The sequence below is a fragment of the Neglectibacter sp. CSJ-5 genome (assembly GCF_032490475.1).
Classification (GTDB): Bacteria; Bacillota; Clostridia; order Oscillospirales; family Acutalibacteraceae; genus Hominenteromicrobium; species Hominenteromicrobium mulieris.
Genome location: NZ_JAVYJC010000007.1, coordinates 1 through 23,568, shown reverse-complemented (window position 1 = coordinate 23,568; position 23,568 = coordinate 1). Strand labels below are relative to the sequence as shown.

General features: G+C 55.8%; 16 protein-coding genes. 15 read left to right on the top strand and 1 reads right to left on the bottom strand.

The features are described 5' to 3' along the window. Positions 1–27 precede the first annotated feature (27 nt). The gene (nifS, locus tag R2K26_RS12765) at positions 28–1,227 is read right to left on the bottom strand and encodes a cysteine desulfurase NifS (protein ID WP_316522138.1); all 1,200 of its coding nucleotides are present in this window, start codon (positions 1,225–1,227) and stop codon (positions 28–30) included. Between the two features lie 649 nt (positions 1,228–1,876). On the opposite strand from nifS, the gene R2K26_RS12760 reads away from it, so the two are divergent. The 15 genes from R2K26_RS12760 to R2K26_RS12690 all read left to right on the top strand — a co-directional run bounded on the left by R2K26_RS12760 (position 1,877) and on the right by R2K26_RS12690 (position 23,306). Then, entirely contained in the window at positions 1,877–3,916 is a 2,040-nt protein-coding gene (locus tag R2K26_RS12760) for a ribonuclease J (RefSeq protein ID WP_396897253.1), read from the top strand. A 57-nt stretch (positions 3,917–3,973) separates the two neighbouring features. After that, a complete protein-coding gene (locus tag R2K26_RS12755; protein WP_316522134.1) occupies positions 3,974–5,950 on the top strand; it encodes a DHH family phosphoesterase in 1,977 nt (658 codons plus the stop codon). A 67-nt stretch (positions 5,951–6,017) separates the two neighbouring features. Beyond that, on the top strand, positions 6,018–6,467 hold the full coding sequence (rplI, locus tag R2K26_RS12750; protein WP_176821439.1) for a 50S ribosomal protein L9: 450 nt from the start codon (positions 6,018–6,020) through the stop codon (positions 6,465–6,467). 112 nt (positions 6,468–6,579) lie between these two features. Next, positions 6,580–7,959 carry a replicative DNA helicase gene (gene dnaB / locus R2K26_RS12745; RefSeq protein WP_316522131.1) on the top strand — a complete coding sequence of 460 codons (1,380 nt, stop codon included), beginning with the start codon at positions 6,580–6,582 and terminating at the stop codon, positions 7,957–7,959. Next, positions 7,949–9,301 carry a tRNA lysidine(34) synthetase TilS gene (tilS, locus tag R2K26_RS12740; protein ID WP_316522128.1) on the top strand — a complete coding sequence of 451 codons (1,353 nt, stop codon included), beginning with the start codon at positions 7,949–7,951 and terminating at the stop codon, positions 9,299–9,301. Before dnaB ends, tilS begins: the two co-directional genes overlap by 11 nt. A 45-nt stretch (positions 9,302–9,346) precedes the next feature. Further along, positions 9,347–9,889 carry a hypoxanthine phosphoribosyltransferase gene (gene hpt / locus R2K26_RS12735; protein ID WP_176821475.1) on the top strand — a complete coding sequence of 181 codons (543 nt, stop codon included), beginning with the start codon at positions 9,347–9,349 and terminating at the stop codon, positions 9,887–9,889. A gap of 80 nt (positions 9,890–9,969) precedes the next feature. After that, positions 9,970–11,943, top strand: a complete 1,974-nt coding sequence (ftsH, locus tag R2K26_RS12730; RefSeq protein ID WP_316522125.1) for an ATP-dependent zinc metalloprotease FtsH — start codon at positions 9,970–9,972, stop codon at positions 11,941–11,943. Positions 11,944–12,048: 105 nt separating this feature from the next. Continuing rightward, positions 12,049–14,031 carry a toprim domain-containing protein gene (locus tag R2K26_RS12725; RefSeq protein WP_316522121.1) on the top strand — a complete coding sequence of 661 codons (1,983 nt, stop codon included), beginning with the start codon at positions 12,049–12,051 and terminating at the stop codon, positions 14,029–14,031. 26 nt (positions 14,032–14,057) lie between these two features. After that, a complete protein-coding gene (locus R2K26_RS12720) occupies positions 14,058–16,286 on the top strand; it encodes a DNA topoisomerase (ATP-hydrolyzing) subunit A (protein ID WP_316522116.1) in 2,229 nt (742 codons plus the stop codon). Between the two features lie 357 nt (positions 16,287–16,643). Beyond that, entirely contained in the window at positions 16,644–16,892 is a 249-nt protein-coding gene (secG, locus tag R2K26_RS12715; RefSeq protein ID WP_176821445.1) for a preprotein translocase subunit SecG, read from the top strand. A 96-nt stretch (positions 16,893–16,988) separates the two neighbouring features. Then, entirely contained in the window at positions 16,989–18,020 is a 1,032-nt protein-coding gene (locus R2K26_RS12710) for a M20/M25/M40 family metallo-hydrolase (RefSeq protein ID WP_316522110.1), read from the top strand. After that, positions 18,013–19,041 carry a M42 family peptidase gene (locus tag R2K26_RS12705; protein ID WP_316522106.1) on the top strand — a complete coding sequence of 343 codons (1,029 nt, stop codon included), beginning with the start codon at positions 18,013–18,015 and terminating at the stop codon, positions 19,039–19,041. Before R2K26_RS12710 ends, R2K26_RS12705 begins: the two co-directional genes overlap by 8 nt. After that, positions 19,041–19,754, top strand: a complete 714-nt coding sequence (locus tag R2K26_RS12700; RefSeq protein ID WP_316522103.1) for a GNAT family N-acetyltransferase — start codon at positions 19,041–19,043, stop codon at positions 19,752–19,754. The genes R2K26_RS12705 and R2K26_RS12700 overlap by 1 nt, the downstream gene beginning before the upstream one ends. Positions 19,755–19,803: 49 nt before the next feature. Continuing rightward, entirely contained in the window at positions 19,804–21,072 is a 1,269-nt protein-coding gene (locus tag R2K26_RS12695) for a methionine gamma-lyase family protein (protein WP_316522098.1), read from the top strand. Positions 21,073–21,206: 134 nt separating this feature from the next. Next, the gene (locus R2K26_RS12690) at positions 21,207–23,306 is read left to right on the top strand and encodes a glycoside hydrolase family 3 C-terminal domain-containing protein (RefSeq protein ID WP_316522096.1); all 2,100 of its coding nucleotides are present in this window, start codon (positions 21,207–21,209) and stop codon (positions 23,304–23,306) included. Positions 23,307–23,568: the final 262 nt, after the last annotated feature.

Sequence of the window (23,568 nt, the reverse complement as noted above, 5' to 3'; positions counted from 1 at the left end):
GTACATTCGTACCGGATTATTTTAAAATTAAGAGATCGTGCGGCCGTGGATGATCGCATCCCACAGCGGACTCATGGCGCGCAGACGGTCGATGATCTTCGGGAGCACCTCGATGATGTAATCGGCGTCGCTCTCGTCGTTTACGTCGCTGAAGCTGAGACGCAGGGAACCGTGGGCTACCTCGTGCTTAAGGCCGATGGAAAGCAGCACATGGCTCGGGTCGAGAGAACCGCTGGTGCAGGCGCTGCCGGAAGAAGCGCAGACACCCTTAAGGTCGAGCATCAGCAGCATGGATTCGCCCTCAACGCCTTCGAAGGAGAAGTTCACGTTGCCCGGCAGACGGTGGTAGCGGTCGCCGTTCAAATGACTGCGGTCAATCTTTGAAAGCTCCGTGATGAGCTTATCCTGCATGCGGCGCAGCTTTGCGTTCTTTTCGTCCATCGTATTGATGGCGTTCTCGAGCGCAACGCTGAGGCCGACAATGCTTGCAACGTTTTCGGTGCCGGCGCGGCGGCCGCGCTCCTGTGCACCGCCATCGATGAGGTTCGGCAGGATGATGCCCTTCTTGATATACAGCACGCCGACACCCTTCGGGCCGTGGAACTTGTGGCCGCTGAGGGACAGCATGTCAATGTTCTGCTCTTTTACGTTGATCGGCACATTGCCGACAGCCTGTACGGCGTCGGTGTGGAACCAAACGCCATGCTTTTTGCAGATTTCACCAATCTCCGGGATGGGCTGGATGGTGCCGATCTCGTTATTGGCATACATGATGGTGACAAGGCCGGTCTTATCGGTGATGGCGGCCTCGAGCTCTTCCGGGACGACGATGCCGTTTTCATGCACGTCGAGGTACGTGACCTCAAAGCCCTCTTTTTCGAGCGCTGCGCAGGTGTGCAGCACCGCGTGGTGCTCAAACTTGCTTGTGATGATGTGGTTTTTGCCCTTTTTCAGCATCTTGTGCGCTGCGCCCTTAATGGCCCAGTTGTCACTTTCGCTGCCGCAGCTTGTGAAGTAGATCTCATTCGGCTCTGCACCGAGACATTTTGCTACTTTTGCACGTGCTTCCTCAAGCGGCTTTTTTGCAGCCGTGCCGAGCGCATACAGGCTTGACGGGTTGCCGTAGCATTCGGTGTAGTACGGCAGCATAGCCTCAAGCACCGCAGGGGAGACGGCAGTGGTAGCGGCGTTGTCCGCATAGATGATCTTCTTGCCGTTGTTTTCCATAGCTTTATCAGTACCTTTCGGATAGTGTTTTTTGTGAGGGAACAGAAAACGCATTTGGGGTCGATCGGTCGGGATACGCATATTCTTTCCTCAGCGAGATAAATATACACCAAATTGGTATACTTTTCAATAGGGAAATTTCAGAAAGTCAAAATTTTTCTGAAAAAGCAGGAAATAAAGACCCCGAACGAGAGTTTTCCGTACAAAATGGAAGAAAACGGCGGCCGTTTTTTGAAAACCGGCGTACAGAACACAAAAAATCGGGAGAATATGGGAATAGAACCTCTGCGGTGTGCCCAAACTCCGTACAGAGCGAAACGGCACGCGGCTTGACAGCACGGGGAGAATAGCGTAAAATAGAATTATCTTTTTGTGTGCGGGTATTTTTCGCATGCGTGAACGGCTGACACTTTGCACGTAAACGGTACGTGTAACGGATAATGAAAAAAACGCTGCGGTGTTTTGATTTACATGTGTTGAACGGAAAAAACAGAAGAAAGAAAAGCAGAAGGCGGCGCGGACTTGCGTGCGTTTTATTCTGCTCATGCCGAAAGGCGACACTGCGCAGAGCATCGGTTGGTGCTTTTGTATACCTTATTCTTGCGTGAATTGCGACAGTGCGCCTGTGTTATTTGAAAGGAAGGTCAATTTGGCAGAAAAAAGAATCAGAAAAATGACGAAATTAACGTCGCTCGGCGACGCGCCTGCAAAGCAGCAGGACCAGCCCCTCAGCGGTGCAGGGGAAAGCTTCATCGGCAAGATCTCCGGCCCCATCGAAAAGCCGGTGAGACGCCAGAAAACGCGCAGAACGGAAAACGCGCAGGTAAAAGAAGGAGCGGCACAGCAAACCGTGAGCGAAACAAAAGAGACGAAGCCGAAGCGCACGCGTACCGCGCAAAACACGGACGCACACAAAAAGACGACGAAAACGGTAAAATCGGCCCCAAACGGTGAAAAAGCACCCGCTAAGACAACAAAAAGCACGCAGACGAAAAATAACAAGGGCAGGGGCAGGCGCACAAAGCAGAAGCCCTCTGTGCGCGCGTATTTCCTCGGCGGCTTAAATGAGATCGGCAAGAACTTCACGCTGTTTGAGTGCGAAAACGACATGGTTATCGTGGACTGCGGCCTTGCCTTCCCGGACGAGGAAATGCCCGGCATCGACGCGGTTATTCCGGATTTCACATTTGTTGAGAAGAACAAGGACCGCATCCGCGGTATTGTCATCACGCACGGTCATGAGGACCACATCGGTTCCCTGCCGTATTTGCTCAAAAAGATCAATGTGCCGGTGTATGGCACGGCGCTGACAGTGGCGCTGATTGCGAATAAGCTCAAGGAGCACAACCTCGGCTATGTGAAGCTGAACGTCACAACGGCGGGCTCGCACATTCAGCTCGGCTGCTTCGACGTGGAGCTTATCCATGTAAACCACTCCATTTCCGACGCTGTGGGTCTTGCGCTGCACACCCCTGCGGGCGTCATTGTCCACACGGGCGACTTTAAGATCGATTTCACCCCCACGCAGGGCGGCATGATCGACCTTGCGCGCTTTGCGCAGCTCGGTCAGGAGGGCGTTTTGCTGCTTATGGCGGACTCTACGAACGCAGAGCGCCCCGGCTACACACAGACGGAGCAAAAGGTGAACGCGACGTTTGACGCACTCTTTGCCCGCGCGGAAGCGAATAAAAAGCGACTCATCATCGCGACGTTTGCGTCGAACATCAGCCGCGTGCAGCAGATTATCAACTGCGCGGAAAAGTACGGCAGAAAAGTGGCGCTTTCCGGCAGAAGCATGGTGAACGTCATGTCCATTGCGAGCGAGCTCGGTTATCTCAAAGTGCCGGACGGTCTGCTCATCGACCTCAACATGATCTCCCGTTATACGAAGGAGCAGATTGTGCTCATCACAACGGGCAGTCAAGGCGAGCCGATGTCTGCGCTTACCCGCATGGCGTTTGCCGACCATCGTCAGGTCGCGGTCGGTGAGGACGACATGATTATCATTTCCGCGCGCCCCATTCCGGGCAACGAAAAGATGGTCGGCACCGTTGTAGACGAGCTTTTGAAGCGCGGCTGCGATGTGGTGTACGAATCCATGTACGAAGTGCACGTTTCCGGCCACGCGTGTCAGGAAGAACTGAAGCTTATTCAGGCGCTGACGAAGCCGAAGTACTTCATCCCGGTGCACGGCGAGCAGAAGCACCTGCGCAAGCATGCGGGCGTGGCCGTCAGCATGGGCATGCCGCCGGAGAACATTTTCATCGGCGATGTCGGCAGCGTGGTGGAGATTAATGAAGACTACATGAAACAGCTGCCCGATGTACAGGCGGGCGCGGTTATGGTGGACGGCCTCGGCGTGGGCGACGTCGGCAGCATTGTGCTGCGCGACAGAAAGCACCTTGCGGAGGACGGTCTCATCATTGCGGTGTGCACGATTGAGGCAGGCTCCGGCAGAGTTGTTTCCGGTCCGGATATTGTATCCCGTGGATTTGTGTATGTGCGCGAGAGCGAGGCGCTGATGGACGAGGCGAGACGGCTTGTCAACAGCACGATTGAGCAGTGCGCGGACGAAAACGTGCGCGAGTGGAGCGCCATTAAGCTGCGCGTGCGCGACAACCTTTCCAGACTGTTATATAACCGCACAAAGCGCAGCCCGATGATCCTGCCGATCATCATGGAAGTTTAAATTCAGTTTAAGTTAGATTAGTTTCTTGGGGGTTCCCCTCAGAAGGAGAGACGGGAAATGAACAAGCGGCGCATCTGGGCGACCTCGCCGGTTTATTATGTTATGGCAGCGGTCATGTTCATTATGGCGTGCTTTAGCTATGCGCAGAATAAGATTCTGTTTGCGGTGGAGATCACGGTTTCCGGCCTGTGTTTGGCAGCGGTTATCATGACCGACCTGCATTACCGCGTGCATGTGTACACGGCGCTCAGAGCTGCGAGAAAGGTGCTTTCCGCCGATGAACAGCGCAACCTCGGGCAGTTTGCGCTGCCCCTTGCGGTGCTGGGCTCGGCGGGCGACATCGTCTGGACGAACGAGCGCTTTCAGGATTTATTCACCGAAAACGGCGAAGGCTGCGGCGATAACATTGCGGCGTACATTTACCCGAAGACTTTGCGTCAGATTTTATCCGAAAACGGAACCTCCGTTTCCTACGGCGACCGCGAGTTTACGGCCTACGGCCTGCGCACCGAAAGCGGCAGTGTGCTTTACTTTGTGGACGACACGTATTATAAGCAGATTCAGCGCGACTACCGCGAAAAGCGCACGGTCATTGCGGTTATCTCGTTTGATAACCGCGAGGAGCTGACGCGCGATGCCTCCGGCAGTGAGGATTCCCGCATCACGTCCGAGGTGGAATCCGTCCTGCGCAGCTGGGCGATCGACACCATGGAGGGCTTTCTGCGCCGCATGACGAACGGGCGTTATATGCTCATCACGGACGACCAGCACATTGAAGAAGCCAAAACGAAGCGCTTTGCCGTTTTGGACAGCGTGCGCGCCGTGAAGGGTGAGAATAACATGTCTGCCACGATCTCCATCGGCATCGGCCGCGCGGGCGTAACGGCGACGGAAAGCGAACTGCATGCCCGTCAGGCACTGGAAATGGCGCTCGGCCGCGGCGGCGACCAGGTGGCCATCTACCAGCAGGACGGTACATACGAGTTCTTCGGCGGCCTCTCCAAGGGTGTTGAAAAGCGCGACAAGGTGCGCACGCGCGTTATTGCCGCGACGCTTTCCGACCACATTAAATCGAGCGACCATATTTTCATCATGGGGCACACGAACTCAGACCTTGACGCCGTGGGCGCGGCGGTCGGCATGTGGGCGGCCGTGACGAAAGGCCTTGACCGCCGTGCAAGCATTGTGATCGACAAGGGCCGCTCTATGGCGACGACGCTTATCAACGCGTTTGAGCATCAGCCGGAGTATGAAAACATGTTCATCACCCCGCAGGAGGCGCTCGACCGCTGCACGCAGCGCTCGCTTCTCATTGTGGTGGACACACATTCCACCTCGTTTGTGGAGAGCCAAGAAGTTTTAAAGGCCATTCCGCGCGTGGTCGTCATCGACCACCACCGCATGATGGTGACGCACATTGAAAACGCGATCATCTTTTACCATGAGCCGTACGCCAGCTCGGCTTCCGAAATGGTGGCGGAGCTCGTGCAGTATATCAACAGCTCCGCGCTCAATAAAAAAGAAGCGACGGCACTGCTTTCCGGCATTATGCTGGACACAAAAAACTTCGTTTTGAAGACGGGCGTGCGCACATTTGAAGCTTCCGCCTACTTAAAGCGCCGCGGCGCCGACACGGTGGAAGTGAAGAAGATGTTTGCAAATTCGCTCGATACCTATAAAGAGCGCTCTCAGCTTGTGGCGGGTGCGGAGGTCTACAAGGGCTGCGCCATTGCGTGCTCCAACTGGGAATTCCCGAATGTGCGCATTGCGGCGGCGCAGGCGGCGGACGAGCTGCTGTCCATTCAGGGCGTGCGCGCGTCGTTCGTCATTTTCCGCGTGGGCAATGAGATTGCCATTTCGGCACGAAGCCTCGGCGACGTGAACGTGCAGATTTTGCTGGAGGAATTCGGCGGCGGCGGTCACCTCAACATGGCAGGCGCGCAGATTAAAAACAGCACCACGAACGATGTGCGCAAGGCGCTCATCCGCGTGCTGGACGAAAAGCTTTCCGAAGCGACGAAAAAGAATAACTAATGCGGCAAAGCGGCGCGAAGCCGTTTGACTGCTTTAGCGATAGATTTAAACGATAGGAGATACGACCATGAAAGTTGTACTTTTAGCAGATGTAAAAGGTGTAGGCAAAAAAGGCGAGCTCATCAATGCAGCAGAAGGCTACGCACGCAATTTCCTGCTGCCGCGCAAGCTTGCAAAGGAAGCGAACGCACAGGTGATGAACGAGCTGAAAAACGCCGAGGCCTCCAAGGCATATAAAGTGAAAACCGAGACCGAAGAAGCACAGCGTATTGCGGAAGCTTTGAAGGACAAGACCGTCCGCATCACCGCAAAGGCGGGCCAGGGCGGCAGACTGTTCGGCTCCGTCACCGCAAAGGAGATTGCGCAGGAGATTAAAAAGCAGTACGGCTTCGACATCGACAAGCGCAAGATCCACCTCGACACCGACATCAAGGCGTTCGGCGGCTATCACATTGAGGTGAAGCTCTATAACGGCATCACCGCGAAGCTGGCGGTATCGGTGACCGAAGCACAGTAAAAGCCCGATGCACTTGATGCGCAGCATTAAATTTTGCAATGACTAAAAGTCGTTTACGATTGGGAAATCGTTTTCACTTTGAAGTAATTTCACTCAAAAAAGGGTGGTAAAAATGCCGGAAGATAATTTTCAACTGAATACGCCGGCACTGCCCGGAACGGTGATGCCGTTCAGCGCAGAGGCCGAGCAGGCGGTGCTGGGCGCGGTGTTGCTGGAGCCCGACTGTCTCTCGACCGTGGCGGAAATGCTGCCGCGCGCGGACTATTTTTATCAGGTCAATAACCGCACGATTTACAGCGCGATGCTCGATATGTTCACGGCAGGCCAGCCGGTGGACCTCGTTACGCTGCTGGAGCACCTGCGCGAAGAGGAAAACTTCGATGAGGGCAGCGGAAAGGTGTATCTGATGCAGCTTGCGCAGCTTGTGCCGAGCGTCTCGAATGTGGAGCGTTACTGCACCATTGTGCGTGACCGTTACGATTTGCGTATGCTCATTCAGGCGGCGCGCGGCATTTTGGATGACGCCATGGAGGACACCGGCGAAACCTCGCTCCTCTTGGATTCCGCCGAGCAGCGCATTTTTGACATCCGCCAGGGCAAGGCGTTAAAGGGGCTTGAGCGCCTGAACGAAGTGCTGTTTGAGACGTTTGAACGCCTTGACCGCTTGAATTCGCCGGACAAAGACCTGTACCGCGGCATCCCTACGGGTATCCGCGAACTGGATAACACGATCACGGGCCTGAACCGCTCCGACCTTGTCATCATCGGCGCGCGACCCGGCATGGGCAAAACGAGCTTTGCGCTGAACATTGCGCGCCATGCCGCCATCACGGCGGGCAAGCGCGTGGCGTTTTTCTCGCTGGAAATGAGCAAGGAGCAGCTCGCTTCCCGTATCATTTCCACGGAGGCACTCGTCGGCGGCACAAAGCTGCGCACGGGCGATTTGACGGAGGGCGAATGGACGCGCCTTGTGGAGGCGGGCGATATTCTCTCTAAGGCTGATTTGTACCTCGATGATTCCCCGGGCATTACGGTGCCGGAGATGAAAGCAAAAGTGCGTCGTTTAAAAAATGTTGATCTTGTCATCATCGACTACTTACAGCTGATGAACAGTGCAAAGCGCATTGATAACCGCGTGCAGGAAATTTCCGAGATCACGCGAAGCCTCAAGATCATGGCGAAAGAGCTGAATATTCCGGTTGTGACATTGGCGCAGCTTGCCCGTGCAGGCGAAAAGCGGCAGGAGCACCGCCCTGTGCTTTCTGACCTTCGAGATTCCGGCTCCATCGAGCAGGATGCCGACATCGTGCTGTTCCTGTACCGAGACGCGTACTATGCGAACGAATCGGCTTCGCCCGAAGACGTGGACAAAAACAGCGCCGAGGTCATCGTGGCGAAAAACCGTCACGGCGATCTGCGTAGCGTGCCGCTGCACTGGCAGGGTGAGTTCATGCGCTTTACATCGCAGGAAGTTGTGCGTCATGAAAACTGAGGACATCCTCGCCCGCGTGCGGTATGATCTGCCGGAGACGGGAAAAATTGTCGTGGGGCTTTCCGGCGGGGCGGATTCCGTGCTGCTGACGTATTTGCTTGTACAGAAGTACGGCGCGGAGCGTTTGCTTGCGGTGCATGTGCACCATGGGATTCGGGGGGCGGAAGCCGACCGCGACGCGGAATTTGTGCAGGACTACTGTAAAGCACTTAAACTTCACTGCCAGGTGATCTATAAGGATATTCCCGCGCTTGCGGCCGTAAGCGGCGAGGGCGTGGAGGAATGCGCGCGGCGCGTGCGCTACGCGTGCTTTGCGGAGGAAGCAGGGGGAAACGGGTGCATCGCCACGGCGCACAACGCCGACGATAATGCCGAAACGCTGCTTTTGAACCTGACGCGCGGCATGGGGCCGCACGGCGCGGGGGGCATTCCGCCGCGGCGCGGCAGAATTTATCGCCCGATTTTGAACATTTCCCGCGCAGAGGTGGAACATCTCTGTAAAGTATATCAACTTGACTATGTGACGGACTCCACGAATTTGACGGTGGACTACACGCGCAATAAGCTGCGCCACAGCGTGCTGCCGGTGCTGAAGGACGTAAACCCGCAGATGACGCAGGCGACGTCCCGCTTTGCAGAGAGCATGCGGTTGCAGAATGAATTTGTGTTTTCGTGCGCGAATGAATTGCTCTGTAAAGCGAAAACGCCTTACGGGTATGACTTGAAAATTTTGCGGAGTGCGCACGAGGCGGTGCTGCGCGCGGCACTGGAACTGCTGTTATCGTCTTACGGGCGGCTCTCTTATGAGCACATTTGCAGGGCGGCGAGCTGCGTTTTCATGGGCGGCAGCCTCTCTTTGCCGGGGGACATCGTGCTGGAGGCGAAGCAGGACACGCTCACGGTACGAAAAAACCGGGAGATAAAAGACCGGAATGTGTTTTCTGTTCCGCTGAGAGCGGGCGAAAACGTGCTTCCGAACGGAAAAACGCTGTTTGTGAAGAAAAAAATTCCCGAAAAAGAAGAAATCGACCGGAAAGTTCATAATTTGTTATTCCAAAACTTTTCGGATTGTGATAAAATTACGAATGTTCCGAGAGTACGGACGCGGCGCGCGGGCGATGTTTTCAGACCCGCAGGGCGCGGCGTGACGAAATCGGTCAAAAAAATCCTGAATGAACTGCGCATTCCGGCGGCGGCGCGCAACCGTTTGCTGCTGCTTGAAAAAGACGGTGAGATCATCTGGATCGAAGCGGTCGGCGCGGCGGAGGGCTATGCGGCAAAGCCGAATTTCCCGGCACTGGAGCTTACGGTGACGGACACGGCAGGCATAACCCGCATATAAAGCGGAAAGAATTTTGAGGAAAGGGTCATCCGAATGGAAAACACAATGTTAAACGATATCAAGGAAGTTTTGTACAGCGAAGCGTACATCGACAGCATGGTCAAGCGCGTGGGCGCGGAAATTTCCCGCGATTACGCCGATAAAAACCTGCTGCTTGTCAGCGTTTTGAAGGGTTCTGTCGTCTTTATGGCAGACCTTATGCGCGCCATTACGATTCCGGCCCGCATCGATTTCATGTGCGTTTCGAGCTACGGCTCCGGCACGAAGACCTCCGGCGTTGTCAAGATCATCAAGGACCTCGACATCAACCTGAAGGGCTATGATATCGTGATTGTTGAGGATATTCTCGACAGCGGCAAGACGCTGCACTACCTTGTAAACCTTTTGAAAAGCCGCGAGCCGAACAGCATTGAGATCTGCACGCTGTTCGATAAGCCGGAGCGCCGCGAGGTGGAGGTCTACGCAAAATACAAGGGCTGCGATATTCCCGATGCGTTCATCGTGGGCTACGGTCTCGATTTTGATGAGAAGTACAGAAACCTGCCGTTTGTCGGCGTTTTGAAACCTGAAGTCTACGGTGAAGTCTAAGCTTCCGTTTTGATAAAAAAGTTTCTGTTTCTATTTAAGGATACACTTTGTATCCAATTTGATTTCCGGGAGGTCGGAACTTGAACAGCAACAACAAAAAAATCATTCGCAATCTTTTGATCTACCTCGGCATTCCGATTTTGCTCGTCGTGCTGCTTTTGCTTCTGTTTGACCGCGGGGCAGACCAGACGGGGCTGAAATACTCCGATGTGCTGTCTTACTTTGAAGACGGCAAGGTGAGCGCATACTCGCTGAACCTGGGCACGGGCGAGATGAAGCTGACCGTGACAGAGGACAGCAGCAAAAAGGAATCCGTTGTGCGCTACACGGTGCCGAACGTGAACCTGTTCTACAACGACGTTTCGGACTACATCAAGTCGTATAACGAGGAACATCCGAATAACCGCATGACGCAGGATGTCATCCGCCCGGCGGAGACGAGCTGGCTTGTCAGCCTCATTCCGACGCTGCTGATGATCGCGCTGCTTGTGGCGTTCTGGGTATTCATGATGAAGCGCATGGGCGGCGGCGGAGCCGGAAACCAGATGAATTTCGGCAAAGCGAAAGTCAAGCAAATAAACGACGAAAAGCGCCGCACGACGTTTGCGGACGTGGCGGGCGCAGACGAAGAAAAGGAAGAGCTGCGCGAAATTGTGGAGTTCTTAAAACGTCCGAATAAGTATAACGAGCTCGGTGCGCGCATTCCGAAGGGCGTGCTGCTCGTTGGCCCTCCGGGCACCGGTAAAACGCTTTTGGCGCGCGCCGTTGCAGGCGAGGCCGGCGTTCCGTTCTTCTCCATTTCGGGTTCCGACTTCGTGGAGATGTTCGTCGGCGTCGGTGCATCGCGTGTGCGTGACCTGTTCGACAAAGCCAAGAAAAACCACCCGTGCATCATCTTCATCGATGAAATCGATGCCGTGGGCCGCCAGCGCGGCGCGGGTCTCGGCGGCGGCCACGATGAACGTGAGCAGACGCTGAACCAGCTGCTCGTTGAGATGGACGGCTTCGGCGCGAACGAGGGTGTCATCATGATCGCGGCAACGAACCGCCCGGATATTCTGGACCCGGCTTTGATGCGTCCCGGCCGTTTCGACCGCCAGGTGATGGTGGGCTACCCGGATGTGCGCGGCAGAGAGGATATTCTGCGCGTACATGCAAAGGGCAAGCCGCTTGCACCGGATGTTGACCTTTCCACCATTGCAAAATCCACCGCCGGCTTTACCGGTGCAGACCTTGAGAACCTCTTAAACGAAGCGGCGCTGCTTGCAGCCCGCAAGGACCACAAGTCCATCACGATGGAGGAAATCGAGGAAGCGACGATCAAGGTCGTTGTCGGCACCGAAAAGAAGAGCCGCGTGATGACGAACAAAGAGAAGAAGCTGACCGCGTACCACGAGGCAGGACACGCCGTTGCGACGTACTTCTGCGATTCGCAGGACCCGGTGCACCAGATTTCCATCATCCCGCGCGGCATGGCAGGCGGCTACACGATGCACCTGCCGACGGAGGATAAGTCCTACCAGAGCCGCAACGAGATGCGCGAGGAGCTCATCGTGCTGCTGGGCGGCCGTGTGGCGGAAGCCTTGGTGCTTGACGATATTTCCACGGGCGCATCGAACGACATTGAGCGCGCCACGAAGATCGTCCGCGCGATGGTCACAAAGTACGGCATGAGCGACCGTCTTGGTCCGATCACGTACGGTGCGGACAGCAGCAATCCGTTCCTCGGCAAGGAAATGGGCCATGTCTCGAACTATTCCGAGGAGACCGCCGCGGAGATTGACGAGGAGATTAAGTCCATCATCTGCGACGCGTATGATAAGACGAAGAAGGTGCTCTCCGACCACATCGACCTGCTGCACCGTTTGGCGGGTGTGCTGTTTGAGCGCGAAAAGCTGGACGCCGACGAGTTCCTTGACGTGATGAACGGCAAGCTGCTGCCGAGCACACAGACTGCCGCTGCGGGCATCATCCCGGCAGAAGCGGCAGCGCCGGAAACGACAGAGCTGCCGACCGAAGCGCAGACGGAACCGGAAGCGAACACGAACGAATAAATTTTTGACGAAAGGGAATGTGCTCATTTGCATTCCCTTTACGTTTGTTTATGGGCAATCCCGTGCGGGTATTATTTTGCCCGCTTGAGGAAAGGAACATGGTGAATGGCTAAAAAGCAAACCTACGGCAACGACAGCATCAAAAGTCTGAAGGGCGCGGACCGTGTGCGTCTGCGTCCGGCGGTCATATTCGGCTCAGACGGTCTCGACGGCTGCGAGCACGCGATTTTCGAGATCCTCTCGAACTCTATTGACGAGGCGCGCCAGGGCTACGGCAAGGAGATCACCGTCACGCGCTATGCCGACCATTCCGTTGAGGTGGAAGACCACGGCCGCGGCATCCCGGTGGATTACAACAAGCGCGAAGAGCGCTACAATTGGGAGCTTGTGTTCTGCGAGATGTATGCGGGCGGCAAGTATAACAACAATGACGGCGGCAACTACGATTACGCGCTGGGCCTGAATGGTCTCGGTCTGTGCGCCACGCAGTATGCCTCCGAATACATGGACGCGGATATTCGCTACGACGGCTTCCGCTATACGCTGCACTTTGAGCACGGCGAGAACGTAGGCGGACTCAATAAAGAGCCTTACGGCAAGAAGGCCACGGGCTCGCGCATCCGCTGGAAGCCGGATATCAAGGTGTTTACGGACATTGACGTGCCGGCGGACTATTACACGGACATCATCAAGCGCCAGGCCATCGTCAATGCGGGCGTGAAGTTTATTTTCAAAAATGAAGTTTCGCCGCGCAAATTCGAGACGACGGAATTCTGCTACGAAAACGGAATTTTAGATCATGTGCGCGAGCTGGTGGGCGAAGATGCGCTGACCTCCGTGCAGTTCTGGCAGTCCGAAAAGCGCGTGCGCGACCGCGAAGACCTGCCGCTTTACAATGTGAAGATCAACGCCGCGGTAGCATTTTCCAACCGCGTGCATTTGACGGAATACTACCACAACTCGAGCTGGCTGGAATACGGCGGCGCGCCGGACAAGGCCGTGCAGAACGCGTTCGTGTACCAGATCGACGCGTATTTAAAGCAGAACGGCAAGTATAATAAATCCGAAAGCAAAATTAAATTTCAGGACGTGGAGGATTGCCTTGTTATCGTCATATCCTCGTTCTCCACGATGACCTCCTATGAGAACCAGACAAAGAAGGCCATCAACAACAAGGGTATTCAGGAAGCGATGGTGGAGATGCTCCGCCATAATCTCGAAATTTATTTCATCGAAAACCCCATTGAGGCGGAGAAAATCGGCGCACAGGTGCTTATCAACAAGCGCTCCCGCGAGGACGCCGAAAAAACGCGCCTCAATTTAAAGGGCAAGCTGACGGCCAAAATGGATATCACGGGGCGCGTGGCGAAGTTTGTGGACTGCCGCAGCAAGGATGTTTCCGAGCGCGAGATTTTTATCGTGGAGGGCGATTCCGCTCTCGGTGCGGTCAAGCAGGCGCGCGACCCGAACTATCAGGCCGTGATGCCGATCCGCGGCAAAATTCTGAACTGCCTGAAAGCGGATTACGACAAGATTTTCAAAAGTGAGATCATCACCGATCTCATTAAGGTGCTCGGCTGCGGCGTGCAGGTAAAGTCGAAGGCGAACAAGTCCATTGCGTCGTTCGACATCAACGCGCTGCGCTGGAGTAAGATCATCCTGTGCACCGATGCCGACGTGGACGGTTTCCAGATCCGCACGCTGCTTTTGACAATGCTGTACCGTTTGACACCGCAGCTTATCGAAGAGCACAAGGTGTTCATTGCGGAATCGCCGCTTTATGAAATTACGGCGAAGGACAAGACGTATTTTGCGTACAACGAGCGCGAAAAGGACGAGTTTTTGACGCAGCTTGAGGGCCAGAAGTTTACGATTCAGCGCTCGAAAGGTCTGGGTGAAAACGACCCGGACATGATGAACCTGACGACGATGAACCCGAAAACGCGCAGGCTGATTCAGGTGAAGCCCGGCGATGCCGAAATGACGGCGCAGATGTTTGATATCCTGCTGGGCGATAATCTTACGGGCCGTAAGGACTACATTGCGACCCACGGCAGCGAGTACCTCGATGACCTCGATATTTCTTAAAGCTCTGACGAAAGGAAGCGTAAAGCATGGCAAGAAAAAAACAGCCGAAAAGAGAAAATACGCCGAAGATGCAGGGCTTTATTGCGGGCGCGGGTGAAATTCAGGCGCAGGACATCAACGACACGCTGCGGCAGAACTACATGCCGTATGCGATGAGCGTTATTATGTCCCGTGCCATCCCGGAGATTGACGGCTTTAAGCCCTCGCACAGAAAGCTTCTCTATACGATGTACAAAATGAACCTGCTCGGCTCGGCGCGCACGAAAAGCGCGAACATCGTCGGTCAGACGATGAAGCTGAACCCGCATGGCGACAGTGCGATTTACGACACGATGGTGCGCCTTTCCCGCGGCTACGAGGCACTTTTGCACCCCTATGTAGACTCTAAGGGCAACTTCGGTAAGTTTTATTCCCGTGACATGGCGTGGGCGGCTTCCCGTTACACGGAAGCGCGCCTTGACCCCATCTGCCGCGAGCTGTTCCGCGATATCGACAAGGACACCGTGGATTTTGTCGACAATTATGACAGTACGATGAAAGAGCCAACGCTGCTGCCGGCGGCGTTCCCCTCGGTGCTCGTCAACGCAAACACAGGCATTGCGGTCGGCATGGCGTCGTCCATTTGCCCATTTAATCTCGCCGAAGTGTGCACCACGGCGGCAGAGCTCATCCGTGACCCGAAGCACGACATTTTTACGACGATGCAGGCGCCGGACTTCCCGGGCGGCGGGCAGATCATTTTCGACCGCGCGGCGATGGAGCAAATCTACAAAACAGGCCGCGGCAGCATCAAGGTGCGTTCGCGCTACACGTATGATAAATCCGCAAACTGCATCGATATTACCCAGATCCCGCCGACGACGACCATTGAAGCTATTGTGGAAAAGGTCATCGACCTTGTGAAACAGGGCAAGGTGAAGGAAATCACCGACATTCGAGACGAGACGGGTCTGGACGGACTCAAGATCACGATCGACTTGAAGCGCGGCGCAGACCCCGATAAGCTGATGCAGCGGTTGTTCCGCATGACGACGCTGGAGGACAGCTTCTCCTGCAATTTTAACGTGCTCATCGCGGGCATTCCGCGTGTGCTGGGTGTGCGTGAGCTCTTTGAGGAGTGGACGGCGTTCAGAATTGAATGCGTCCGCCGCAGAACGCACTACGACCTCACGAAGAAGAAAGAGAAGTTGCATCTGCTCTACGGCCTCAAGGCAATCTTACTCGACATCGATAAAGCCGTGCGCATTGTGCGTGAAACCGAGGAAGAAAGCGAAGTTGTGCCGAACCTCATGATCGGCTTTGGCATTGACGAAATTCAGGCCGAATATGTAGCGGAAATCCGTTTGCGCCATTTAAACCGCGAGTTCATCTTAAAGCGCACCGAAGAGGTGAACAGCTTAGAGGAAGAAATTCGTGACCTTGAGGCAATTTTGGCCTCAAAAACGCGCATTAAGACGATTATTGTGCGCGAGCTGAATGAAATCGCGCAGAAGTACGGCCAGCCGCGCCGCAGCCATATTTTGTACGCGGAGGAAATTGCCGAAGAGGAGCCCGTGGAGACTGTGCCGGATTACCCGGTGAACCTGTTTTTCACGAAAGAAGGCTACTTTAAGAAGATCACCCCGCTTTCCCTGCGCATGGGCGGCGACCAAAAGCTGAAAGAGGGCGACGAGATCGCCCAACAGATGGAATCGACAAACGCGGCGGAGCTTTTGTTCTTCTCCGACAAAGCGCAGGTCTATAAGCTGAAAGCGGCGGATTTTGCCGACACCAAAGCGAGCGTGATGGGCGAATATGTGCCTGCGCGCGTGCAGATGGACGAGGGCGAAAGCGCTGCGTACATGGCTGTAACGACCGACTTTAAGGGCTACATGCTGTTTGTTTTCGATAACGGCAAGGTCGCCAAGGTGGAGCTTTCCGCCTATTACACGAAGACGAACCGCAGAAAGCTCATTAACGCGTATTCCGACAAGGCCCCGCTTGCGGCGGCGCTGCAAATTTTGGAAGACTGCGATGTGCTGCTGACGTCCTCAAGCGGCAGACGACTGCTCATGAACACGGCGCTCATCGCCCCGAAGACGACAAAGAGCACGCAGGGCGTGGCGGTGATGAACCTGAAAAAAGGTCAACGCATTACGGACGCGCATATCTACCAAGAAGACGAGCTGCAGAACCCGTCGCGGTACAGAAAGAAGATTCCGGCGCTCGGCGCACTGCCGAACGGAGAGGAGGGCGGCGAGCAGATTTCGCTGTAAAAAAATCAGCCCTCCGGCAAGACCGTTTGGCATTCCGTTTGTGCAGGCGTGTGGCCTGCGCGGCGGAGCGTTCAGTCCTACTGAAGGGCGGGCAGCATACAGTCCGCGCCATGGACTGCGCCGCCCGCCCGGGAAAGACCCCGCTCGTGTGACGCGAAAGTGCGGTTTTGCCGCACGGTCCGTTTTGGCGCGCACAAACGCCTGACTGTGACTGCCTTGGTATCAGTATGGACGCAGGGCGGCGGAATATGCAGGAAAAAAGCAAAAAATCCTGTTGCAAAATCCCGCTTTGTATGGTATCATAATTAAGCTACGAATAAAATTAGCGTTAAGTCTCTTGAAGAGGAGGTAAAATATATGGGTGCTGTTGAAATTATTTTCGGTATCGTTCTGCTTCTTTTCGCACTGGCGATCATCATTGTCGTACTGTTGCAGGAAGGCCATCAGCAGAGCCTCGGCGCGATTACCGGCGGCGCGGATACGTTCCTTTCCAAGAATAAGGCGCGTTCCATGGATGCGTTCCTTGCTCGTTGGACAAAGTTCATTGCGATCGGCTTCTTTGTGCTGGTCCTCGTGATCAACATCATTATGTATTTCACAAAGTAAGTAAATACTTGCGGAAATGCGCCTCGCTTTTCGATGGGTCTCCATTCGGAATGCGGGGCTTTTGTTTTTATAAATCAGGCTTTAGGAGGGAATATCATGTTTGAAGAGATTGAACGCCTCACCCGCGCGCTGTGCGCAGAGCACGGCACATCCGGCTGTGAGGGCGACGTGTTCAAAGTTGCGAAAAAGGAGCTCGGCTTCTGCAAAGAGGTGTATGAGAACGAGCTTGGCGGCGTTGTGGGCATTTTCGGCGATTTGAGTTCTAAGCGCCGCATTTTGCTGGACGCGCACATTGACCAGATCGGGATGATCGTGACGGACATTGACGAAAACGGCTTTCTGCATGTGACGAATGTGGGCGGTGTGGACCGCCGCACGCTGCCGGGCAGCCCTGTTACCGTGTTCGGCACGGAGACCGTCACAGGCATCGGCTGCACGCTGCCGCCGCACCTTGCAAAGGGCGATGATAAGATAAAGCCCGTTGCGGAGCAGTGCATTGACTTAGGGCTTCCGAAAGAGGAAGTGGAGAAGCTTGTCGCTGTCGGCGACCGCGCCGCACTGACGCGCCCGCTGAAAAAGCTCATGGGCAACCGCATCACGGGCACGGCGCTCGACGACCGTGCGGGCTGCGCGTGCGTCATCCGTGCCGCACAGCTTGCAAATGAACAGAACCCCGATTGCTGCGTTATGGTGCTGTGCTCCACAAAGGAGGAGGTCGGCGGGCAGGGCGCGCAGGTCTCTGCGTATGCACTTGAGCCCACCGAGGCCATTGCCGTGGACGTTTCGTTCGCAAAGCAGCCGGACGCGGAGAGCATGCTTACCGCGGAGCTCGGCAAAGGGCCGATGATCGGCTTCTCCGCGGCGCTGGACAGAAAAATCAGCAAAAAGCTTGTCGAGCTCGCAAAGCGCGAAAATATCCCGTATCAGCTGGAAGCCATGGGCGGCAGAACGGGTACGAACTGCGATGAGATCGGCACCACCCGCGGCGGCGTGCGCACGGGGCTCATCTCCGTGCCGCAGCGCAATATGCACACCCCGGCGGAGGTCTGCGATTTTGAGGATATGGAGAATATTGCAAAGCTCATCGCGGCGTATATCACGGATAAGGAGGCGCAGCCGAATGCTTAACTATGAAATTCTGGAAAAGCTTACCCGCACCATCGGTGTTTCCGGCGAGGAAGACGATGTGCGCAGCGTGATCTTAAGTGAAATTGAGCCGTATGCGGACGAGATTCACATTTCGCCGCTCGGCAACATTCTGGCGTTTAAAAGGGGAGAAAAGCGTCCCGAGAAGAAGCTGATGCTCTGCGCTCACATGGACGAAGTGGGCTTTGTCATCACAAACATTACGGAAAACGGCCTTTTGAAGTTCACGACGGTCGGCAATATCCGCCCGGAGGTGCTCTCCGGCCGCGATGTGCTGGTGGGCGGCAAAACGCCGGGTGTCATCTGCGCAAAGCCGGTGCATTTGCTCAAGGGCGACGAATTTGAAAAGCCCGTACCCGTGAACGAACTCGCCATCGACATCGGCGCAGATACACGTGAGCAAGCCGAGACATTGGTGCAGATTGGCGACAACGCGTGCTTTGTGCCGTTCTTTGAGCACGTGCACGGTACGGTGAAGGCGAAGGCGCTCGATGACCGCGTGGGCTGCTTTGCGCTCATCACGCTGATGCAGCGCCCGCTCGAATACGACACGTATTTCGTCTTCTCCACGCAGGAGGAGATTGGCCTGCGCGGCGCGGGCACGGCGGCGTATATTCTGGAGCCCGATGCGGCGCTTGTGCTGGAGGGCACGACGGCGGGCGATATTCCCGGCGTGAGCCCGACGGACGCAGCGTGCAAAATGGGCGGCGGCGCAGTCATTTCCCTTACGGATATGCGCACCGTTTACCCGAAGGATTATTTCCGCCGCGCGATGGCGCTCGGTAAAGAAAACAATATTCCGGTGCAGCCGAAGACCGTGCGCGCCGGCGGCACAGACGCGGGCACCATTCACGTTTCCCGCGGCGGCGTGAAGACGTTGACGATCTCGCACCCGTGCCGCTATATCCACAGCGCGATCGCGATGACGACCGAAAAGGACATAGAGGCGGTCATTGACCTGATGGTGCTGATGATGGCGGAAATTTCCGGCGGAAAGCTGTAATGATCCGTCTTGCGGAAAATTTAGAAGTGCTCTCTATGCCGTGCGTGAGTTCTCCGTTTGGCTGCCAAATCTGGTCTAAAGCGCAGGCGTATGGCTTCCATCAGTCGTTCGCGCAGTTTTGGACGGACGGGGAAGCCGCCTACGGAAAAACGGACGGCTCCGTCTGCATTGCGGGGGAGATTACCGACGCGGACGAGGCGCATGCGTTTTTGAGTGCGGTGGGTACAAATGAAGTCGTGTGCAGCGCGGAGAATGCCGAAAAGCTGGGGCTAAACATCACCGAAAGCGGCGCGATTTTGCAAAAGGTGCTGCGAAATGAGACTGTGCATCCTGCGGAGGAAATTTCTCCGAGAGAGATTTATGCTGTGCTGAAAGCAAACGGCATGGTGGGGGAGTTCGAGCCGTTTTACCTCGATTTATCCCACCGCATGCGGCACGGCACGGTGCGCTGCGCGGGTGTTTCGGCAGATGGAAAGACCGTCGCCGTGGCTGCAGCAGTGCTCGGCGAAAACGCGAGCCTCATTTCTGCTGTGGCGGTGCTGCCGAAATTTCACCGCAGGGGGCTTGGCACGGCGGTTGTCCGAAAAATGGAGCGAATGCTGCCGAGCGGCACGGTGTATATCCTGCGCGAAGAAAGCAAAAACGAGGCGTTTTATGACGCTTTGGGCTATAAACCGTGCGGCGCATGGGCGCAGGGAAAATTATGCAATTAAAATAATTCAGATAAAGGAAGGCTTTTGCGTTTGCGAAAGCGGGTTTACTATGTACGAGTTTTTTAAAATTGATGACCGCGTGCTGAAGGCGGCGGAGGAAGCGGAGCAGAAGGCTGCGCCGTACCTTGCGAAAATTTCCGAAACACAGCGGTATAATCAGGAGAAGATGCAGGCTGCGTTCATGCAGGCAGGCGTCAGCGAGAGCCACTTTGTGGCAACGACAGGCTACGGCTATGGCGACCGCGGCCGCGACGTGCTGGACGAAGTGTACGCGCGTGCCCTCGGTGCGGAGGACGCGCTGTGCCGCTATAATTTTGTCAGCGGCACGCATACGCTTACCGTAGCGCTTTTTGGCGTTTTGCGCCCGGGCGACACGATGCTGAGCGTTACCGGCATGCCGTATGATACGCTGCGCGGCGTGATTGGCATTACGGGCGACGGCAACGGCTCATTAAAGGAGTTTGGCATAAACTACGAGCAGCTTGACCTGCTGCCGGACGGCACGCCCGACTATGACGGCATGGAGACGGCCATCACGCCGAAGCACCGCATGGTGTACATTCAGCGCTCCCGCGGGTACAGCCTGCGCCCGTCCCTGACGGTGGAGGAGATCGAGCGCATTGTAAAGATCGCAAAGCGCCGTGCGCCGGACTGCATTGTCATGGTGGATAACTGCTACGGCGAGTATGTGCAGAAAACAGAGCCGACGGCTGTGGGCGCAGACCTTATGGCGGGTTCGCTCATCAAAAATCCGGGCGGCGGCATTGCGCCGACGGGCGGCTACATTGCGGGCCGCCGCGACCTTATTGAAAGCTGCGCGTATCGCCTGACGACCCCGGGTACGGGTCGTGAGATCGGCTGCACGCTCGGCAACAACCGCGAGCTTTTCATGGGCACGTTCCACGCGCCGAACGTCACGGGTGAAGCCTTAAAGACCGCTGTGTTCACGGCAGCGCTGTTTGAGGGCTTCGGCTTTGACGTAACCCCGCGCTACGATGAGCCGCGCGCGGATATTATTCAGGCGGTGCAGCTGCGCGAGCGCGAGGCGCTGTGCGCGTTTATCCGCGGCATTCAGCAGGGCGCGCCGGTCGATTCCTTCGTTGTGCCGGAGCCGAGTCCCATGCCGGGCTACGACTGCGACGTCATCATGGCGTCCGGCTCGTTCACGTTTGGCTCGTCCATTGAGCTTTCTGCGGATGCGCCGCTGCGCGAGCCGTTTGCGGCATGGATGCAGGGCGGTGTGAACTTCAACAGCGGCCGCCTCGGTGCGATTTTGGCGGCACAGTCCATGTTGAACGCGGGCTTTTTGAATCTCTAAATTATAAATTTTTGGCGGCAGGCTTCGGCTTGCCGCTTTTTTGTTGTCAATTTATCCGGAAGATTAAATCTTCATCTTTTTTTTAGAACAAAACCGTGCTATACTTTTTTCAACAACTTTTTGGGGGAGTTACTATGAGAGACAGAAAAAAGGCACAGGCTTTGGCGCACGAGCTTGTTTCCAAAATGACGATAGAGGAACGCGCTTCACAGCTGAAATTTGATGCGCCGCCCATTGAACGGCTGGGCGTTCCGGCGTACAACTGGTGGAACGAAGCGCTGCACGGCGTGGCGCGCGCCGGTACGGCGACAATGTTCCCGCAGCCCGTTGCCATGGCGAGCATGTTTGACCCGGAGATGATCCGAAAAATCGGCGATGTCGTTGCGACGGAGGCCCGCGCGAAGTATAACGAAGCTTCTAAGCACGGCGACCGCGATATTTATAAGGGCCTCACGTTCTGGTCGCCGAATATCAACCTGTTCCGCGACCCGCGCTGGGGCAGAGGGCAGGAGACGTACAGCGAAGACCCGTACCTCACGGCGCGGCTCGGCGTGGCGTACATCAAGGGATTGCAGGGTGACGGGAAATATTTGAAGGTCGCGGCGTGCGCGAAGCACTATGCTGTGCACAGCGGCCCGGAGGCCGTTCGCCACGAATTTGACGCCGAGGTGAGCCGGAAGGATTTGTGGGAGACGTATCTGCCCGCGTTTGAAGCCGCTGTGAAAGAGGGCGAAGTGGAGGCCGTGATGGGCGCATACAACCGCACGCTCGGCGAGCCGTGCTGCGGCAGTGACCTGCTCATCCGCAAAATTCTGCGCGGCAAGTGGGGCTTTCAGGGACACTTTGTCTCCGACTGCTGGGCGATTTCCGACTTCCACCTGCATCACCACATCACGACCACCGCGCCGGAATCCGCTGCGCTCGCCATTAAGATGGGCTGTGACGTAAACTGCGGCAACACATATCTGCATTTGCTGCGCGCGCTCGAAGACGGGCTCATCACCGAGGACGACATCACGACGGCGGCGGAGCGGCTCTTTACCACGCGTTTTATGCTCGGCGAGTTTGACGAGAACTGCGAATACAACTCCATTCCCTATGAGGTCGTGGAGTGCCCGGAGCATTTGGCGCTCAGCGAGGAAGCCGCGCGCAGAAGCGTTGTGCTGCTGAAAAACGACGGCATTTTGCCGCTTGATAAAGCGAAAATCAAGACGATCGGCGTCATCGGCCCGAATGCGAACGACCGCATGGCGCTCATCGGCAACTACCACGGCACGGCGTCAAGATATATCACGGTGCTGGAGGGCATTCAGGACTATGTAGGCGACGACGTGCGTGTGCTGTACGCCGAGGGTTGCCACCTTTACAAAGACCGCGTGGAGGGGCTGGGCCTGCCCGGCGACCGCCTTTCCGAAGCCGAGACCGTGGCGGAGCACAGCGACGTTGTGGTGCTGGTGACGGGCCTCAATGAAAATCTTGAGGGCGAGGAGATGGACCAGAGCAATTCTGTCGGCTCCGGCGACAAGGCGAATTTGCTGCTGCCCGCGCCGCAGAGAAAGCTGATGGAGATTGTCGCGAAGACCGGCAAGCCCGTCATTCTCATCAATATGACCGGCAGCGCCATGGATTTGCGCTTTGCGGAGGAAAGCTTCTCCGCCGTAGTGCAGGGCTGGTACCCGGGTGCACGCGGCGGCAAGGCAATTGCGGAGCTTTTGTTCGGCAAGTATTCCTTCAGCGGCAAGCTGCCCGTGACGTTTTATAACGACTCCGACGAGCTGCCCGCGTTTACGGATTACGCGATGGAAAACCGCACGTACCGCTACTTTACGGGCGGCGTGCTGTATCCGTTCGGCTATGGCCTCACTTACGGTAAGACGGAAGTGACGAAAGCCGAAATGCGCGACGACGGCGAGCACTATACGATTACGGCGACGGTCAAAAATGAGGGCTGTGCCGTGCATGAAATTTTGCAGGTCTATGTGCGTGACAATGAATCGAAATTCGCGGTGCGCAACCACAGCCTTTGCGCGTTTAAGGCGGTTTCACTCGGTGCAAATGAGACGTGTGACGTCGAGATCACCGTGCCGAAGGCCGCGCTTGAAATTGTGGACGACACCGGCACGCGCCGCGTAGACAGCCGCAGCTTCACGTTCTTCGTCGGTACCTCGCAGCCGGATGACCGCAGCGCGGAGCTGCTTGGTACCCGCCCGGTTGCGGTAGAACTCAAGCTGTAATAAAGTAAATGCAAACGACCCTTTCGCGGCAATTTGCCCACCGAAGGGGTCGTTTTGTCTGTGATTTTTTAAGGCTTTCCATTTACAAAATTTACCGAAAGTTGTATACTGATACTGCTATTTTTTAATTCGGAAAGGCAAAAGTTGTAGTAGTCAAGAAAAGTAGACACGAAAAATATTTATTTTTGATTTGCTTTTTCAAAAGTAGACATGAGGAATATTTTTGCAGAAGTTGTTTTTTCAAAAGTGGACACGGACAATA